Below are 18,161 nucleotides of genomic sequence, written 5' to 3'. Positions count from 1 at the left end.
CCGGCGGGGCGTTCTCAAGATCGCCCCGCCGGCAAGCCGTGCTGCTACGAGAGCAAAGCGCCCCCCTCGCGTTTACACATTCTTTGCAATTTTTACCCTTGACCCGCATGGCAGATGATAAGCATTATCATTCGCTGAATTTCTGGTCGGGTATCCCCGTGAGTCAGTCACACTTCAACGACGTCTTCCTGGCAAGACGGACGATCCTGCTGCGCACCCTGCAACGCATGGTTCGCAACCCCAGCACCGCCGAAGACCTGTTGCAGGAAACCTACCTGCGGGTGACCCGTGCGCTGGGCGAGCGGCCCATCGATCACCTCGAACCCTTCGTATTCCAGACGGCACGCAACCTGGCGCTGGATCATCTGCGCGCACGACGCATTCATGCCCGCACCATTGTCGATGACGCGCCCATTGCCGATATCTACAACGTGGTCGCCCCTGATGCCGCGCTGGAAGACGCCGCCCACGCCAACCGCCTGCTGCAGAGCCTGAACGCGAGCCTTGAGAAGCTCACGCCCCGCCAGCAGAAAATCTTCACCCTCAGCCGGCTCAATGGTTGCAGCTACCTGGAGATCGCCGAGCAACTGGGGGTTTCGGCCAGCACCGTACAAAAGGAACTCAAGCTGATCATGGCGATCTGTGTCGGGGTTGCTGCCCGGCTCGAACGCTGATGAGAGCAGCCTGATCCATACTTCATAAGAAATCCGGCGGAGCCTTGCGTCTGTGACGCTAGAATCGCGCCCCAAACCGTGCAACCGAGGACGCTCCTTGACGGACTCTCACTCACCTGGCACCGGTCAACCAGCCGATGCGCTGAACGACAGCGCCATGGATCAAGCCCTGATGTGGCTGATCGAACTGGAAGATGCCGACGCCCAGCAGCAGGCCCGTTTTCATGAATGGCTGGCCGCCGACCCTGCCCATGGCGAAGCTTTCGCCAGGGCCGAGGCCGTGTGGAATTCGCAGCCGGTGCTCGACGCCGCAGTGACCCTGGCCGCGCCGAAAAAGCCCTCGATGTTCAAGCGCCTGCGCCCCCACTGGATGCCACTGGCCACCGCAGCGCTGTTGATTCTGGGCCTGTTCAACTTCAGCGACCTGCCCCTGAGGCTCAAGGCCGACCACCTCACAGTGACCGGAGAGCGCCAGCGGCTGGAGCTTGCAGACGGTTCGAAGGTGCTACTCAATACCCGATCTGCGTTCTCCAGCGACCTGGATGAACACCAGCGCATCGCCCGTCTGTATCAGGGTGAAGCGTTCTTCGAAGTGCCGGGGGCCAAGGGCCTGCCCCTTGAGGTCGAGGCAGGTCCCGTGCGCATGAGCGCCAGCAGCACTGCCTTTGCCGTGCGCTATCTGGACGGGGTCGCGCAGATTCAGGTCGAACATGGCGCGGTGAACGTGCAGGCGACCAAGGGCAATTCCCAGGTCAGCCTGGGCGCAGGCGACAGCCTCAGGGTCGGGCCCGACGGATTTGGCCATCGTGAAAAGATCGACCGCAACAAGGACCTGGCCTGGGTCCAGGGGCGCCTGATTTTCGATAACTGCCCGCTGAGCGAAGTGCTGGCCGAGCTGCGCCGCTATTATCCTGGCTGGATCGTCAGCGCCAATGACCGGCTGGACAAGGTTGCCGTGACCGGAAACTACCGCCTGGACAACCCGGTGGACGTGGTCCGCTCCCTGGCGCAGATCACCTCCGCGCACCTGCATGAACTGCCTGCGCTGGTCATCCTCAATTGAGAATAATTATTTTTACGCGATAACCGTTCGTCGTTCGTCTCGTCATAGCCAATGCAAGTGATTCCTATTAAATACTTGCTAACACTTATAACGAGCCGCACGACAGGGAGCGCTATCGATGCCGTCCACGTTCACCCCCGGGACATCCGATTCACCCCGCAGCACCAGCAACTTCACCCTTTCCCTGCTGACCGTCGCCGTGTTCGCCGCCGGCCTGCACGCAGCGCCCACCCTCGCCGCCGAACAACCGGCGCGTGTCGCGGGCAGCTATCAGTTCTCGATCAAGCAGCAACCGCTGGTGTCGGCGTTGAACGAGTTCAGCAAGGTGACGGGCTGGCAGGTCGGGATGTCCTCGGATCTGGCGCAGAACGTTACCTCTCCGGGCGTCAACGGGTCGATGCCTGCCGAAAAGGCGCTTGATCGCCTGCTGGCGGGCAGCAACCTGAGCTACCGCAGCCTGGGCAACAACAATGTGGTGCTGGAAAAGCGCAGCAACACCGGCACACTGGCCCTGGATCAGGTCACGGTCAGTGCCACCCGACAGGCCCAGTCGGTGGACTCGGTCCCCAGCACCGTCACCGTGCAGACCCGTGAGGATCTGGATCGTAAAAACGTCAACACCATTCGCGATCTGGTGCGCTATGAGCCCGGCGTCTCGGTAGGCGGCGCGGGCCAGCGTGCAGGCACCAGCGGCTACAACATTCGCGGCATCGACGGCGACCGCATCCTGACCCAGGTCGATGGCGTCGAAGTCCCGGACAACTACTTCTCCGGCCCCTACGCCAACACTCACCGCAACTACGTCGACCCGGAAATCATCAAGCGCGTCGAGATCCTGCGCGGCCCGGCCTCGGCGCTCTACGGCAGCAGCGCCATCGGCGGCGCGGTGAGCTACTACACCCTCGATCCCGAAGACATCATCAAGCCCGGCAGCGACGTCGGCGCACGCCTGAAAACCGGGTACAGCTCGGTCGACAACAGCTGGCTGAACTCCGCCACCCTGGCGGGCCGTGAAGGCGATTTCGACGGTTTGCTGCACCTGAGCCAGCGCAACGGGCGCGAGACCGAATCCTACGGCGAGCACGGTGGCACCGGTCTGTCCCGCACCGCCGCCAACCCTGAAGACCGTCGCGCCACCAACGTGCTGGCCAAACTGGGCTGGAACTACAACGACAACGACCGCCTGGCCTTCACCTACGAGAAGTACAAGGACGACACCCACACCAACCAGAAAAGTGCGGTGGGCGGGCCGTTCATTTCCGGCGTCAGCTCTGGCATGTATCGCAGCCGTGAAGGCAACGATGTGATCACCCGCGAGCGTTTCGGCCTGGAAAACACCTTCGCGCTGGACAGCCTGCTGGTGGACAACGTCAAGTGGAGCCTTAACTACCAGATCGCCAAGACCGACCAGGACACCATGGAGCGGTACGTTCCAAGCAATCCGTTCACAGGGGCGCCAACGCGCGACGTCTGGCGAACCCGCGACACCACCTACAAGGAACGCCAGTGGATCTTCGACGCGCAGCTGGACAAGGCCTTCAGCATCGCCGACACCGAGCACCTGCTGACCTATGGCACCACCCTCAAGCAGCAGAAAGTCACCGGCGAACGTAGCGGCACCGCGACCTGCGCATCGGTCCTCGGCACCTGCCGCACCATCGGTGCGACCAGCCCGACCGCCTCCGACAGCCTGGCGCCAAACAGCGACTTCCCGGACCCGACCATCAACACCTACGCGCTGTTCGCCCAGGACCAGATCAAGTGGGGTGACTGGACATTCATGCCGGGTGCGCGCTACGACTACACCACGCTCAATCCACACGCCACTCCGGAATTCCTGCGCGCCGTAGGCCTGACCAGCGCCAGCCAGTTCGACGACAGCGAGAAGAAGTGGCATCGCCTGTCGCCCAAACTCGGTGTGACCTACGCCATCGACGACGCCTACACCTGGTACGGCCAGTACGCCGAGGGCTTCCGTACCCCAAGCGCCAAGGCACTGTACGGCCGCTTCGAGAACATCAATACCGGCTATGTCGTCGCGCCGAACCCGGACCTGGAGCCGGAGAAGAGCAAGAGCTTTGAAACCGGCCTGCGCGGCCGTTTCGACGAGGGCTCGTTCGATGTGGCGGTGTTCTATAACAAGTACCGCGACTTCATCAACGAAGACGCCATCCAGCCGGCCAGTTCCAACACGGCGGTGTTTCAGTCCAACAACATCAAGCACGCCACCATCAAGGGCCTCGAACTCAAGGGCCGCCTGAACCTGGACAGCTACGGCGCCCCGCAAGGCCTCTACACCCTGGGCTCGGTGGCGTATCAGCACGGGCGCAACGACGACACCGGCCAGCCGATCAACAGCATCAACCCGCTGACCGGCACCTTCGGCCTGGGTTATGACCAGGACAACTACGGCGGCTTGCTGAGCTGGACCCTGGTCAAGCGCAAGACCCGGGTGGACGACTCCAACTTCCACGCACCGGATGGCTCTTCGACCCAGTTCAAGACCCCGGGCTTCGGGCTGGTGGACCTGACCGGCTTCTACAAGGTCACCGACGATGTGACCGTCAGCGGCGGCCTGTACAACCTGGCCGACAAGAAGTACTGGCTGTGGGACGACGTGCGCGGCTACGACGGCGTAGGCGAGGCGGCTGTCACCCAACCGGCGAACCTGGACCGCCTGACCCAGCCGGGCCGCAACTTCGCGATCAACCTGGTGTGGGATATCTGACGCCATCCACTTCCCCGTAGCAGCACGGCTTGCCGGCGGGGGCGTCGTGTCAGACACCCATGCTTAGACTGACACACCGCCCCGCCGGCAAGCCGTGCTGCTACGGGGCAGTGTTTGCCATGGATTTTTTTACGCTCGAACCGCCCTCACTCGTCTCGTCTACAAGCGCCTCATTTTCCCCAAGGAAGACACCATGTCCCAAGACCCGATTCGTCGCTCCCAGCGGCTGAACCAGATCACCCACGCTCCCCACGAACAACTGGACAAGGCGGTCAAGGCCAATGCACCGTTTGAAACCCTGGCCAGCTACTCCCGCTTCCTGACCGCTCAATACCTGTTCCAGCAGGAACTGAAAGCGCTGTACACCGACCCGCAACTGATCGAACTGATCGCCGACCTGCCCGATCGCTGCCGCGCCGAACAGGCCAAGGCCGACCTCAACGACCTCGAAACGCCAATCCCGTCGCCCGTCGCCGGCGCTGTGCATAACCCCTCCCAGGCCGAAGCCCTGGGCTGGCTGTTCGTCTCCGAGGGCTCGAAGCTGGGCGCAGCCTTTCTCATCAAGCGCGCCGTGGCCCTGAACCTGAGCGAAACCTTCGGTGCCCGCCATCTGGGCGAACCGACGGGTGGCCGTGCCGATGGCTGGAAACGTTTCATCCGGATCCTCGACGACCTGCCCTTCAGCGAAGAGCAGGAACGCCAGATCGATAAAGGCGCCGTAGCCGCGTTCGAGCGTTTCAACGTGCTGCTGGACCATGCCTATACGTCGGCTGCCCACGCGGAACCGGCCTGAATCGAAGCGTTTGGCGCCCGGCACTGTTAAGCTGGGCGTCCTTTCGAGGGAGCGAGCCCTTGAAGCACATCTTTACCCTGCCGTACCCGAGACTCATGACCAACACTCCCCCAGGCAGCAAACTGTCCCGCATCCTGTTCGGCATGCTGGCCTACGTCAGCCTTGCCATTGGCATCATTGCGATATTCATTCCGGGGCTGCCCACCACCGAATTCATCCTGCTGGCCGCCTGGGCCGCCACCAGAAGCTCGCCGCGCCTGAGCGCCTGGCTGGAAAATCATCGCCTGTTCGGCCCGATGCTGAGCAACTGGCGCAACGGCAAGCTGATCGCCCGCAGCGCCAAGATCAGCGCCACTGTCACCATGCTGATATGTGCGGTTGTCATGCTGGTGGTGCTCAAGCACAACTGGTGGATCTACTTCGCAGTCACCGGCATGGTGCTGGTCAACCTGTGGATCTGGTCGCGGCCCGAACCGGGTTCGCACACCGCCCGCTGCACGGAGTCTTCCGGGCAACCTTGACCTGTGGTGCTGAACCCCGGGCCTGGCGCACGGTCTGCTCCATACGATCATCGTTTCTTGAGGGAGCAGTCACATGTTCGAGCCAGGCCATCTGCACATCACCCGTCCTGCCCTGCAACCGGATGAAATTGGTTACGACCTGCACATCCGCTACGAGGTCAGCCAGACCGACGCCGGCCCCGGCATGCATTTCACCCTCGACGGGGACATCAATGGCAAGCCAGTCAATGACGCCTTCGAGCTGCCCAAGGACCTTGCCTACAACTTCGCCAGCGAAGCTTCGCGCATCTGCGAGAAACATGGCCTTCCCAAAAACGCCGACCTGCATGACATGCACGGCGACTACGACGCCATGTTCGAAGACATCCGCGACAAGCTCGACATGAAATCGGGCGACGCGGTGAAGCCGGAGCATCTGGAGTAACCCTCGGCCTGTAGGAGCGCGCTTGCCCGCGATAGCAGTCGTTCAGACGCATTGATGTCGCCTGACACACTGCTATCGCGAGCAAGCTCACTCCTACAGGGTCGGTGGCGCTGCAGAAAGTTCGGACGGTTTACTGGCATAATCCGAAGCTTCTCAGCCCGAACTGCACCACACCCCATGCGCATCCACGTCACGTTCATCGACCGCGTCGGCATCACCCAGGAAGTGTTGGCGATTCTCGGCGCGCGCAATCTGAATCTCGACGCCGTGGAGATGGTGCCGCCTAACGTCTACATCGACGCCCCGACCTTGAGCCACGAGCTGCTCGAAGAACTCAAGGACCGGCTGTTTCGGGTACGTGGCGTTGAGGCGATCAAGGTCGTGGACATCCTCCCCGGCCAGCGTCGCCACCTGCAACTGGACGCCCTGCTCGCCGCCATGACCGACCCGGTACTGGCGCTGGACAGCGCAGGCCATGTGCTGCTGGCCAACCCTGCCCTGGTAGCACTGTATGGTCGCGAACCTGCGGGCGAGTCGTTGGCCGAGCTTTTCAACGAACCGGGCCTGCAAACCGCGCTGCTGGAAAACGGCTTTCGCCTGCCCATGCGCGAGGTGACGCTCAACGGCGAAACGCTGCTGCTCGACGCCACGCCCATCACCGACGCCGGCGCCTTGCTGACCCTGTATCTGCCCAGCCGCATCGGCGAGCGCCTGTCGGCCCTGCATCACGATCATGCAGAAGGCTTCGACGCACTGCTCGGCGATTCCGCGCCGATTCGCACCCTCAAGGCCCGCGCGCAACGGGTGGCGGCCCTCGATGCGCCGCTGCTGATTCAAGGTGAAACCGGCACCGGCAAGGAACTTGTGGCCCGCGCCTGCCACGCCGTCAGTGCTCGCCACAGCGCGCCATTTCTGGCGCTCAACTGTGCGGCATTGCCGGAGAACCTCGCCGAAAGCGAGCTGTTCGGCTACGCCCCCGGCGCCTTTACCGGAGCCCAGCGCGGCGGCAAGCCCGGCCTGATGGAGCTGGCCAACCAGGGCACGGTGTTTCTCGATGAAATCGGCGAGATGTCGCCTTACCTGCAGGCCAAGCTGCTGCGTTTTCTCAACGATGGCAGTTTCCGTCGCGTCGGCGGTGACAAGGAAGTGCAGGTCAACGTGCGCATTCTCAGCGCGACCCACCGCGATCTGGAAAAGATGGTCGCCGAAGGCACCTTCCGCGAAGACCTTTTCTATCGCCTGAACGTGCTGAATCTGGACGTTCCGCCGTTGCGCGAACGCGGGCAGGACATTCTGCTGCTGGCTCGATTCTTCATGGAGCAGGCCTGCACCCAGATCCAGCGCCCGGTCTGCCGCCTTGCCCCAGGCACTTACCCGGCGCTGCTGGGCAACCGCTGGCCGGGCAATGTGCGGCAGTTGCAGAACGTGATTTTCCGGGCGGCAGCCGTCTGTGAAAGCTCGCTGGTGGAGATCGGCGACCTGGACATCGCAGGCACCTCGGTCGCCCAGGGCAATGACGGCGAAGTCGAAAGCCTGGAGGCGGCGGTCGAAGATTTCGAGAAGTCGCTGCTGGCCAAGCTCTACAGCCACTACCCCTCGACCCGCCAACTGGCCGCCCGCCTGCAAACCTCCCACACCGCCATCGCCCATCGGCTGCGCAAGTACGGGATTTCCGGGAAAGCTTAGTGACCAGCACAGTCCCGTAGCAGCACGGCTTGCCGGCGGGAGCGGTGTGTCAGACACCCATGCATTGACTGATACACCGCTCCCGCCGGCAAGCCGTGCTGCTACGGGTCGATTATTTAGAAGGTGGAACGAAATCAATACATCGTATTGATTTCGTTCCACCTTCAGCTTATCCCCAGCCGACAAGGCTTTGATCCCACAACAATTTTTCACCCCCGCAAAACTGTAGCGATTTCGCTACAGCACTGTACTTGTAACTCATCCCAAATCCCGCCAAAACCCCTGATTTAAAGGCCTCGCACCAGGTTGGCCGCAAACTTGCTATGTCTCCTGCATAACGCTCGCGCCGACGACGAGCGATGGCTTTTCTATTGAGGGTGACCAGATGACCGAGTTGCGTTTTACCGAAGATCACGAGTGGCTGCGTGCCGAAGCAGACGGCAGCGTCACAGTCGGGATCACCGCATTCGCGCAGAATGCATTGGGTGACGTGGTATTCGTGCAACTGCCTGAACTGGCGTCCTACGACAAAGGCGCCGAAGCCGCCACCGTCGAATCGGTCAAGGCCGCCAGCGGTGTGTACATGCCCCTGACCGGCGAAGTGGTCGAGGTCAATCCGGCGCTGGACGCCAACCCTGAACTGGTCAACGAAGACCCGCTGGGCGAAGGCTGGTTCTTCCGCTTCATCCCGTCCGACGCCGCCGCTGTCGGCCAACTGCTGGATCAGGACGCCTACGACCGTCTGATCAAAGCCAACGCCGAAGCCTGAGGAGCGCGACATGACTGACCGTATCGAACTGAGCACCGCCAACGAGTTCATCGCCCGTCACATCGGTCCGCGTGCCGACGACGAAAGCGCCATGCTCGCCACCCTGGGTTTCGACTCGCTGGAAGCCCTGAGCGCCAGTGTCATCCCTGAATCGATCAAGGGCACCAGCGTGCTGGGCCTGTCCGCCGGGCAAAGCGAAGCCGACGCACTGGCCGATATCAAGGCCATCGCCAGCAAGAACCAGCTGTTCAAGACCTACATCGGCCAGGGTTACTACAACACCCACACCCCGGCGCCGATCCTGCGCAACCTGCTGGAAAATCCGGCTTGGTACACCGCCTACACCCCGTACCAGCCTGAAATTTCCCAGGGCCGCCTGGAGTCGCTGCTTAACTTCCAGACCCTGATCAGCGACCTGACCGGCCTGCCGATCGCCAACGCCTCGCTGCTGGACGAAGCCACTGCTGCTGCCGAAGCCATGACCTTCTGCAAACGCCTGAGCAAGAACAAAGGCAGCCACAAGTTCTTCGCATCGGCCCACTGCCATCCGCAAACCCTGGACGTACTGCGTACTCGCGCAGAACCCCTGGGCATCGAAGTGGTGGTCGGTGACGAGCGCCAATTGAGCGATGTCAGCGAATTCTTCGGCGCCGTGCTGCAATACCCGGCCAGCAACGGTGACGTGTTCGACTACCGCGAACTGGTCGAGCGCTTCCACGCCGCCAACGCACTGGTGGCCGTGGCCGCCGACCTGCTGGCCTTGACCCTGCTGACCCCGCCGGGCGAGTTCGGCGCTGACGTGGCCATCGGCAGCGCGCAACGCTTCGGTGTTCCGCTGGGCTTCGGTGGTCCGCACGCCGCCTACTTCTCCACCAAGGATGCCTATAAGCGCGACATGCCAGGCCGTCTGGTGGGCGTGTCCATCGACCGTTTCGGCAAGACCGCCCTGCGTCTGGCCATGCAGACCCGCGAGCAACACATTCGCCGCGAGAAGGCCACCAGCAACATCTGCACCGCGCAAGTTCTGCTCGCCAACATCGCCAGCATGTACGCCGTCTACCACGGCCCGGTCGGCCTGACCCGCATCGCCAACCGCGTGCATCACCTGACCGCGATCTTCGCTGAAGGCTTGAGCCAACTGGGCCTCAAGCCTGAGCAAGCGTTCTTCTTCGACAGCATCACCCTGAACACCGGCGCAAAAACCGCAGACCTGCACGCCAAGGCACGCGCCCTGCAGATCAACCTGCGCGAAGTGGACGCCGAGCGCCTGGGCCTGTCGCTGGACGAAACCACCCAGCAAGCCGACGTTGAAGTGCTGTGGAAACTGTTCGCCGCAGATGGCCAGGCCCTGCCTGACTTCGCCGCCCTGGCACAAAGCATCGAAGCGCGCCTGCCCGCAGAATTGAAGCGTCAGTCGCCGGTGCTCAGCCACCCGGTGTTCAACCGCTACCATTCCGAAACCGAGCTGATGCGCTACCTGCGCCGTCTGGCCGACAAGGACCTGGCGCTGGACCGCACCATGATCCCGCTGGGCTCGTGCACCATGAAGCTCAACGCCGCCAGCGAAATGATCCCGGTGACCTGGGCCGAGTTCGGCAACCTGCACCCATTCGCCCCGGCGGAGCAGAGCGCCGGCTACCAGCAACTGACCGACGAGCTGGAAGCCATGCTGTGCGCGGCCACCGGCTATGATTCGATCTCCCTGCAACCGAACGCCGGCTCCCAGGGCGAGTACGCAGGCCTGCTGGCCATTCGTGCCTATCACCAGAGCCGTGGCGATGAACGCCGCGACATCTGCCTGATCCCCTCTTCGGCCCACGGCACCAACCCTGCTACCGCCCAGATGGCCGGCATGCGCGTGGTCGTGACCGCTTGCGACGCCCGCGGCAACGTAGACATCGAAGACCTGCGCGCCAAAGCCATCGAGCACCGCGAACACCTCGCCGCGCTGATGATCACCTACCCGTCGACCCACGGTGTGTTCGAGGAAGGCATCCGCGAAATCTGCGGCATCATCCACGACAACGGCGGCCAGGTTTACATCGACGGCGCCAACATGAACGCCATGGTCGGCCTATGCGCCCCGGGCAAGTTCGGCGGCGACGTGTCCCACCTGAACCTGCACAAGACTTTCTGCATCCCTCACGGCGGTGGCGGCCCGGGCGTCGGCCCGATTGGCGTCAAGTCGCACCTGGCCCCGTTCCTGCCGGGCCATGGCAAGATGGAGCGCAAGGAAGGCGCGGTCTGCGCGGCGCCGTTCGGCAGCGCGAGCATTCTGCCGATCACCTGGATGTACATCCGCATGATGGGCGGCGAAGGCCTCAAACGCGCTTCGCAGCTGGCAATCCTCAACGCCAACTACATCTCCCGTCGCCTGGAAGAGCACTACCCTGTGCTGTACACCGGCAGCAGCGGCCTGGTGGCCCACGAATGCATCCTGGACCTGCGTCCGCTGAAGGAAACCAGCGGCATCAGCGTCGATGACGTAGCCAAGCGCCTGATCGACTTCGGCTTCCACGCCCCGACCATGTCGTTCCCGGTGGCGGGTACGCTGATGATCGAACCGACCGAAAGCGAGTCCAAGGAAGAACTGGATCGCTTCTGCGACGCGATGATCAAGATCCGCGAAGAAATCCGCGCGGTCGAAAGCGGCGCGCTGCACAAGGACGACAACCCGCTGAAAAACGCCCCGCACACTGCAGCAGAGCTGGTCGGCGAGTGGAGCCATCCGTACAGCCGCGAGCAGGCCGTGTACCCGGTCGCGTCGCTGATCGAAGGCAAATACTGGCCACCGGTCGGCCGCGTGGACAACGTGTTCGGCGACCGCAACCTGGTCTGCGCCTGCCCGTCCATCGAAAGCTATCAGGACGCATGACAGGTATAAGCTAAACCTCTGTAGCAGCACGGCTTGCCGGCGGGAGCGGTGTGTCAGACATCCACTCGCTGACTGATACAACGCTCCCGCCGGCAAGCCGGGCTGCTACGGACCGCACGTCCTCAAACCATAATAATGACCGGAGCCTGACCATGTCCCTGAGCGTGTTTGACCTGTTCAAGATCGGCATCGGCCCCTCAAGCTCCCATACCGTGGGCCCGATGCGCGCCGCTGCACGCTTCGTCGAAGGCCTGCGCCGTGACGACCTCCTGACCGCGACCGCCTCTGTGAAGGTCGAGCTCTATGGCTCCCTCGGTGCCACCGGCAAAGGCCATGGCAGCGACAAGGCCGTGTTGCTGGGCCTGGAAGGCGAGCACCCGGATACCGTCGATACCGAGTACGTCAGCGAACGCCTGCAACTCATTCGTGGCAGCGGGCGTATCAATCTGCTGGGCGAGCACAGCATCGAATTCATCGAAAAGCAGCACCTGCTGATGATCCGCAAGCCTTTGGCCTACCACCCCAACGGCATGATCTTCCGTGCCTTCGATAGCGCTGGCCTACAGATTCGCAGCCGCGAGTACTACTCGGTCGGCGGCGGATTCGTGGTGGATGAAGACGCCGCCGGTGCCGACCGGATCGTCGAGGACAGCACCGTGCTGCCCTACCCGTTCAAGACCGGCAAGGAATTGATGGCCCACTGCGCAAGCACCGGGTTGTCGATCAGCCAGGTGATGCTGGCCAACGAAGGGGCGTGGCGGCCGGAAGCGGAAACTCGCGCAGGCCTGCTGAAGATCTGGCAGGTCATGCAGGATTGCGTCGAAGCCGGTTGCCGCAACGAGGGCATCCTGCCGGGCGGGCTGAAGGTCAAGCGTCGGGCGGCTGCGCTGCATCGTCAGCTGTGCAAGAACCCGGAAGCAGCCCTGCGCGATGCGCTGTCGGTGCTGGACTGGGTCAATCTGTATGCCCTGGCCGTTAACGAGGAAAACGCCAACGGCGGGCGCGTGGTCACAGCGCCCACCAACGGCGCAGCGGGAATCATCCCGGCGGTGCTGCATTACTACATGCGCTTCATCACCGGCGCCAACGAAGATGGCGTGGTGCGCTTCCTGCTGACGGCGGCGGCCATTGGCATTCTCTACAAGGAAAACGCCTCGATCTCAGGCGCCGAAGTCGGCTGCCAGGGTGAAGTCGGCGTGGCCTGTTCCATGGCGGCTGGCGCGCTGTGCGAAGTGCTGGGCGGCAACGTGCAGCAGGTCGAGAACGCCGCCGAAATCGGCATGGAGCACAATCTTGGCCTGACCTGCGACCCCATCGGCGGTCTGGTGCAGGTGCCCTGCATCGAGCGCAATGCCATGGGTTCGGTCAAAGCCATCAACGCAGTGCGCATGGCCTTGCGCGGCGATGGCCAACATTTCGTGTCGCTGGACAAAGTCATCCGCACCATGCGCCAGACCGGCGCCGACATGAAAAGCAAATACAAGGAAACAGCCCGTGGCGGGCTGGCCGTGAACATTATCGAGTGCTGATCCCAGCCCCCTCTTATCGTGTTCGGCGCCACCGGGCTGCCGACACGGACATGCATTCAAGGAGTCATCGATGTCCCAAGATCTGTTGAAAACCCCGCTCAACGCCCTGCACCGTGAACTGGGCGCGAAGATGGTCGAATTCGCAGGCTACGACATGCCGGTGCAGTACCCGGCTGGCGTCATGAAAGAACACCTGCACACCCGCGAACAGGCCGGCCTGTTCGACGTGTCGCACATGGGGCAGATCCTGCTCAGCGGCGCGAATGCCGCCCAGGCGCTGGAAACCCTGGTCCCGGTGGACATCATCGACCTGCCCGTCGGCATGCAGCGTTACGCCATGTTCACCAATGAAGCCGGCGGCATCCTCGACGACCTGATGGTCGCCAATCTGGGTAACGACCAACTGATGCTGGTGGTCAACGCCGCGTGCAAGGAGCAGGACCTGGCTCACCTGCGCAAGCACATCGGCAATCAGTGCGAGATCACTCCGCTGTTCGAAGAGCGCGCCCTGCTCGCCCTGCAAGGCCCGCAGGCCGTGACCGCGCTGGCTCGCCTGGCCCCTGAGGTCGCGAAAATGACCTTCATGCAGTACACCTCAATGCCGATTGACGGCATCGACTGCTACATCAGCCGCTCGGGCTACACCGGCGAAGACGGCTATGAAATTTCGGTGCCGGCTGACCAGGCCGAATCCCTCGCCCGTCGCCTGCTGGCCGAGCCGGAAGTGGCCGCCATCGGCCTTGGCGCTCGCGATTCACTGCGTCTGGAAGCAGGCCTGTGCCTTTACGGCCACGACATGAACACCGAGACCACGCCAATCCAGGCCAGCCTGTTGTGGGCGATTTCCAAGGTGCGCCGTGCCGATGGCGCTCGCGCCGGTGGCTTCCCGGGCGCCGAGCAAGTGTTTGCCCAGCACCAAAGCGGTGCAGCCAGCAAGCGTGTCGGCCTGTTGCCGCAAGAGCGCACGCCCGTTCGCGAGGGCGCGCAAATTGTCGATGCCGATGACAAGCCAGTGGGTACCGTGTGCAGCGGCGGCTTCGGGCCGACCTTGGGCGCACCCGTGGCGATGGGCTATGTGGACGCTGCGTTCACAGCACTCGACACCCCGCTGTGGGCCATCGTGCGCGGCAAGAAAGTCCCGATGAAAGTGAGCAAAATGCCTTTTGTTTCGCCACGTTACTTCCGCGGCTGAGGGCTGACGTCAAAAAACAAGGCACCGCAACAGTGCATTTGACTGTTGCGGTGCTGCAACGTGACGCCGTTCAAAACAGCAATGAAATTGTCAGAAAACTGCACTTGATTACCCGCTTTAACAGTAAAAACTATCGATCACCCCGCCGTGGTTAAAGTTTTCAAAAAGTGGCCGAAAGCCCCTGAATCCGGGCTTATCCGGGGCTTGTTTTTTCTGCGGGAGTTAGCGTAGAGTTTCTCAACTGTGTTTGCATAGGTCGCTGGGATCGTGACCTGGGCAGTAGCGCCAAAAGCAATGCTACATCCCGCTCTACGTTTCTTCTTCCTGCAACCAGCCCAGTACTCTTTCGTGTGAAAGGGGCTGTCATTAATTTATGCTCCAAGGAATAAGAAAATGTCTCAACGTCAGAGCGGTACCGTTAAGTGGTTTAACGACGAGAAAGGTTTTGGTTTTATCACTCCAGAGAGCGGTCCGGATCTGTTCGTCCACTTCCGCGCTATTCAGGGCAACGGCTTCAAGAGCCTGAAAGAAGGCCAGAAAGTGACCTTCGTTGCTGTGCAGGGCCAGAAAGGCATGCAGGCTGACGAAGTACAAGCTGAAGGCTGATCGCCCAACGCACAAAAAGCCCCTGATGGCGACATCAGGGGCTTTTTTATGCCTGCGATTTCGTACACTGCACCCATCCCGGTGAACGAGCGCTGCCCATGTCCAGACACCTGTTGCGTCCTCAAGGCGACTTTCCTCCCGCAGGGCTGGGCAGGCGCCTGGCGGCGATTTTCTATGACGCGCTGCTGTGCGTGGCGCTGCTGATGGTCACCACGTTCATCTACAAACTGATCTGGATGGGCTTCGTCGGCGAGGCGAAGTTGCGGCAGATGTCCGAGTCCGGCGCACTGGATGGCGACCCACTGCTGTCCACCCTGCTGTTTTTTGCGCTGTTCGCCTTCTTCGCCAAATTCTGGACCCACGCCGGGCAGACGCTGGGCATGCAAGTCTGGGGCATCCGCGTGCAGAACGCCGATGGCACCGGGATCAGCCTGTGGCAGGCGCTGCTGCGCTTCGTGGCGGCGATCGCCTCATGGCTCTGCGTGGGCCTGGGGTTCTTCTGGAGCCTGCTCGACAAGCAGAAACGCAGCTGGCACGACATGTATTCCGAGACACAGTTGGTGCGTATTCCGAAGCAGAAGAAATAGCCAACACCACCCGTAGCAGCACGGCTTGCCGGCGGGGGCGTCCTCAAGATCGACCCGCGGGCAAGCCCGGCTGCTACGAAAGCAATGGGTGTTCACAAGTGCGGCGATCACCTTGAAACCGTAGCAGCACGGCTTGCCGGCGGGAGCGTCCTCAAGATCGACCTCGCGGGCATCATTCAGGCACAAAAAAGCCGACCCAGAGGTCGGCTTTTCCCGTTACGCAGAAGCGATCAACCCGCCCGACGCAACAACCACAAGCCCGCCAGCGCACAGATCCCGGCCGGCACCAGCACCGCGAACAGCGGCGAGAAGCCGAACACCAGGCTCGACGGGCCCAGCAGGTCCTGGGCGATGCGGAAGGTGAAGCCCACCAGCACGCCGGTGAAGACACGCTGGCCCAGAGTCACCGAACGCAGCGGACCGAAGATGAACGAGATCGCCATTAACACCAGCGCCACGGTCACCAGCGGTTGCAAGATCTTGGTGTAGAACGCCAGCCAGTAACGGCCGTTGTTCAGGCCCTGGTCGGCCAGATAATTCGCGTAGCCGTACAGCCCTGTCATCGACAGCGACTCGGGCGGCAGCACCACCGTGCTCAGCAATTGTGGGCTCAGGGCAATGTCCCAGCGCTCTTCAGGGGCCGTAACAACTTCGGTACGGCCTTCGTGGAAGACGGTCGTGGTGACGTCCTTCAGCTCCCAATAGTCCTTCTTGAAGTTGGCCTGTTTGGCGAAGCTGGACGTCAGCATGTGACGCTGGTCATCGAAGTGGTAGCGCGTCACACCGTAGAGCAAACCATTGGGTTGCACGGTGTTGATGTGGATGAATTCCTCGCCCTGACGGTGCCACAGGCCGCGCTTGGCGCTCTGTGCATCGCCAGTGCCCTGGGCCAGCGAACGCGCGGCCTGGGCCTGCGCCTCGGTGACCGGGGCCACGTACTCACCGATCAGAAGACCGGCCACCATCAGCACCAGCATCGGCTTCATGACCGCCCAGACGATCCGGCCAATCGACACGCCAGCGGCGCGCATGATGGTCAGTTCGCTGCTGCTGGCCAGGGTGCCTAGGCCGATCAGGCAGCCGATCAGCGCGGCCATCGGCAGCATGTCATAGAGGCGACGCGGCGCGGTCATGACCACGAAGCTGCCCGCATCCCAGAAGGTATAGGTGTCGCTGATGTCGGCCATCTCGTCGATGAAGGCGAACAGCGAGGCCAGACCGAGGATGATGCCTAGTACGGCGAGAATCGCCATGAACACGCTTTTGCCAATGTAGCGATCGAGCTTAACCATGAGCCACCTCCGACGCTGCGCGGCGGCTGGCCATTTTCAGGCGCAGAGGCTCCCAGTACAAAAGTCCCAGCCCGATGGACAGGAATATCGCGTGCACCCACCACAAGCCCAGCACCATCGGGATCTTGCCCTTCTCCAGCGCACCGCGAGCGGCAATCAGGATCGTCAGGTAGGCCATGTACAGCAGGATCGCCGGCAGCAGCTTGAGGAAGCGGCCCTGACGCGGGTTGACGCGGGCCAGCGGCACCGCCATCAGCGTCACGATGAACACCAGGATCGGCAGGGAAACCCGCCATTGCAGCTCGGCCTTGTTGCGGGCTGTGTCTTCTCCGGTCAGCAGCTCGCTGGTCGGGATCGCGTCGCGGTCGGTGATCTCATCGCTGATTTCAGGCTTGGGCAGCAGCGCACCGTAGGTGTCGTACTTGATCACGCGGTAGTCGGCCTGACCGGGGTTGCCGTCGTAGCGATAGCCGTTTTCCAGAATCAGGTAGCGGTTGCCGTCAGGCTTGATCTCCTGGCGCCCCTTCTCGCCCACCAGCACGGTGATGCCGTGGTCCTTCTTCTCGTCGAGCTTCTTCTCGGAGATGAACACGCCGCCCAGGTTGATCCGGTCGTCGGTCATGGTTTCGGTGTAGGTCACACGGCTGCCGTCGCGCAGCAGCTGGAAACGGCCCGGCACCAGGGTGTCGAACTCGGTCATCGCATCCTGCTTGTTGATCAGCAGCTGGAACTGGGTCGCGCCTTGCGGGGCCAGGCTGAAGCTCAGCCAGGCGACCAGCAGCGAAACCAGCGCGGCAGGCGCCAGGGTCATCCACAACAGGCGCTGCTGGCTCATGCCGGTGGCGGCGAGGACCGTCATTTCGCTTTCCAGGTACAGGCGCCCGTAGGCCAGCAGGATGCCCAGGAACAGGCCCAGCGGCAGGATCAGTTGCAGGAAGCCCGGCAGACGAAAGCCCATGATCAGAAACAGCACGCCCGGATCGAGCGCACCGGACGCAGCCTGGGCCAGGTACTTGATGAAACGGCCACTCATGATGATTACCAGCAGCACGGCGCTGACAGCGCTCAAGGTAACCAGCACTTCTCGGGACAGGTAACGGAAGACAATCAAACCAGACACTCCAGGGTTGTCAGGCTAAGACAGCCTGACAAGGAAATGGATCAGCCATGATGCTCGCGACGGAGAACCACCGAAAAAATATGCGGCATTATCCTGTGATTGGGTGTGTCTGTCACTGCGTGCGCCGGATACTTCTTGCAACTGTATCGACAAGCCCGCCACACAAGACGTAGCACTGGCGTGCCAGACCTGCGCTTTGCGGGGTTGTCATCACACCTTGGCCGGGGTCAAACTGCGGGCCATGCCGCTGGCGTGGCGAAGCGAGACATCTCTGGCCGCGCCAGCCGCGAACTCATTTTGCG

15 protein-coding genes are annotated in these 18,161 nt (G+C 62.3%); 13 read left to right on the top strand and 2 right to left on the bottom strand.

All coding sequences use genetic code 11. The features are described from left to right. Positions 1-158: 158 nt before the first annotated feature. From NPS29_RS22340 to NPS29_RS22280, 13 genes are all read left to right on the top strand, one after another. The gene (locus tag NPS29_RS22340) at positions 159-674 is read left to right on the top strand and encodes an RNA polymerase sigma factor (protein WP_274135153.1); all 516 of its coding nucleotides are present in this window, start codon (positions 159-161) and stop codon (positions 672-674) included. Between the two features lie 157 nt (positions 675-831). After that, complete coding sequence (locus tag NPS29_RS22335) at positions 832-1,737, top strand: FecR family protein (protein ID WP_274135151.1); 906 nt, start codon at positions 832-834, stop codon at positions 1,735-1,737. Positions 1,738-1,855: 118 nt separating this feature from the next. Continuing rightward, positions 1,856-4,465 (top strand): TonB-dependent receptor, encoded by a 2,610-nt coding sequence (locus NPS29_RS22330; protein ID WP_274135149.1) that lies wholly within the window; start codon positions 1,856-1,858, stop codon positions 4,463-4,465. A gap of 193 nt (positions 4,466-4,658) precedes the next feature. Next, positions 4,659-5,258: a biliverdin-producing heme oxygenase gene (locus tag NPS29_RS22325; protein WP_274135147.1), complete on the top strand. Its 600-nt coding sequence runs from the start codon at positions 4,659-4,661 to the stop codon at positions 5,256-5,258. Positions 5,259-5,353: 95 nt separating this feature from the next. Continuing rightward, entirely contained in the window at positions 5,354-5,779 is a 426-nt protein-coding gene (locus NPS29_RS22320; RefSeq protein WP_274135158.1) for a YbaN family protein, read from the top strand. Positions 5,780-5,852: 73 nt separating this feature from the next. Then, complete coding sequence (locus tag NPS29_RS22315; RefSeq protein ID WP_274135146.1) at positions 5,853-6,203, top strand: DUF5064 family protein; 351 nt, start codon at positions 5,853-5,855, stop codon at positions 6,201-6,203. Positions 6,204-6,380: 177 nt separating this feature from the next. Then, positions 6,381-7,889, top strand: coding sequence for a sigma-54-dependent transcriptional regulator (locus NPS29_RS22310; protein WP_274135144.1), 1,509 nt, complete (start codon positions 6,381-6,383; stop codon positions 7,887-7,889). 385 nt (positions 7,890-8,274) lie between these two features. Then, on the top strand, positions 8,275-8,658 hold the full coding sequence (gcvH, locus tag NPS29_RS22305; RefSeq protein WP_274135143.1) for a glycine cleavage system protein GcvH: 384 nt from the start codon (positions 8,275-8,277) through the stop codon (positions 8,656-8,658). Between the two features lie 10 nt (positions 8,659-8,668). Continuing rightward, positions 8,669-11,533, top strand: a complete 2,865-nt coding sequence (gcvP, locus tag NPS29_RS22300; protein ID WP_274135142.1) for an aminomethyl-transferring glycine dehydrogenase — start codon at positions 8,669-8,671, stop codon at positions 11,531-11,533. A 152-nt stretch (positions 11,534-11,685) separates the two neighbouring features. Then, positions 11,686-13,062 carry an L-serine ammonia-lyase gene (locus tag NPS29_RS22295; protein ID WP_274135141.1) on the top strand — a complete coding sequence of 459 codons (1,377 nt, stop codon included), beginning with the start codon at positions 11,686-11,688 and terminating at the stop codon, positions 13,060-13,062. Between the two features lie 70 nt (positions 13,063-13,132). Beyond that, positions 13,133-14,254 carry a glycine cleavage system aminomethyltransferase GcvT gene (gene gcvT / locus NPS29_RS22290; protein WP_274135140.1) on the top strand — a complete coding sequence of 374 codons (1,122 nt, stop codon included), beginning with the start codon at positions 13,133-13,135 and terminating at the stop codon, positions 14,252-14,254. Positions 14,255-14,647: 393 nt separating this feature from the next. After that, complete coding sequence (locus NPS29_RS22285; RefSeq protein ID WP_007934683.1) at positions 14,648-14,860, top strand: cold-shock protein; 213 nt, start codon at positions 14,648-14,650, stop codon at positions 14,858-14,860. 98 nt (positions 14,861-14,958) lie between these two features. Further along, positions 14,959-15,447, top strand: coding sequence for an RDD family protein (locus tag NPS29_RS22280; RefSeq protein ID WP_274135139.1), 489 nt, complete (start codon positions 14,959-14,961; stop codon positions 15,445-15,447). Between the two features lie 230 nt (positions 15,448-15,677). Here NPS29_RS22280 and lptG read toward each other — a convergent pair whose 3' ends face one another. Next, positions 15,678-16,739: an LPS export ABC transporter permease LptG gene (gene lptG / locus NPS29_RS22275; RefSeq protein ID WP_274135138.1), complete on the bottom strand. Its 1,062-nt coding sequence runs from the start codon at positions 16,737-16,739 to the stop codon at positions 15,678-15,680. After that, positions 16,732-17,850, bottom strand: a complete 1,119-nt coding sequence (gene lptF / locus NPS29_RS22270; protein WP_274135137.1) for an LPS export ABC transporter permease LptF — start codon at positions 17,848-17,850, stop codon at positions 16,732-16,734. Before lptF ends, lptG begins: the two co-directional genes overlap by 8 nt. Positions 17,851-18,161: the final 311 nt, after the last annotated feature.

This window comes from Pseudomonas putida (assembly GCF_028682175.1).
In the GTDB taxonomy this organism is placed as follows: domain Bacteria; phylum Pseudomonadota; class Gammaproteobacteria; order Pseudomonadales; family Pseudomonadaceae; genus Aquipseudomonas; species Aquipseudomonas putida_AD.
This window is presented reverse-complemented; position numbering and strand designations above follow the sequence as displayed.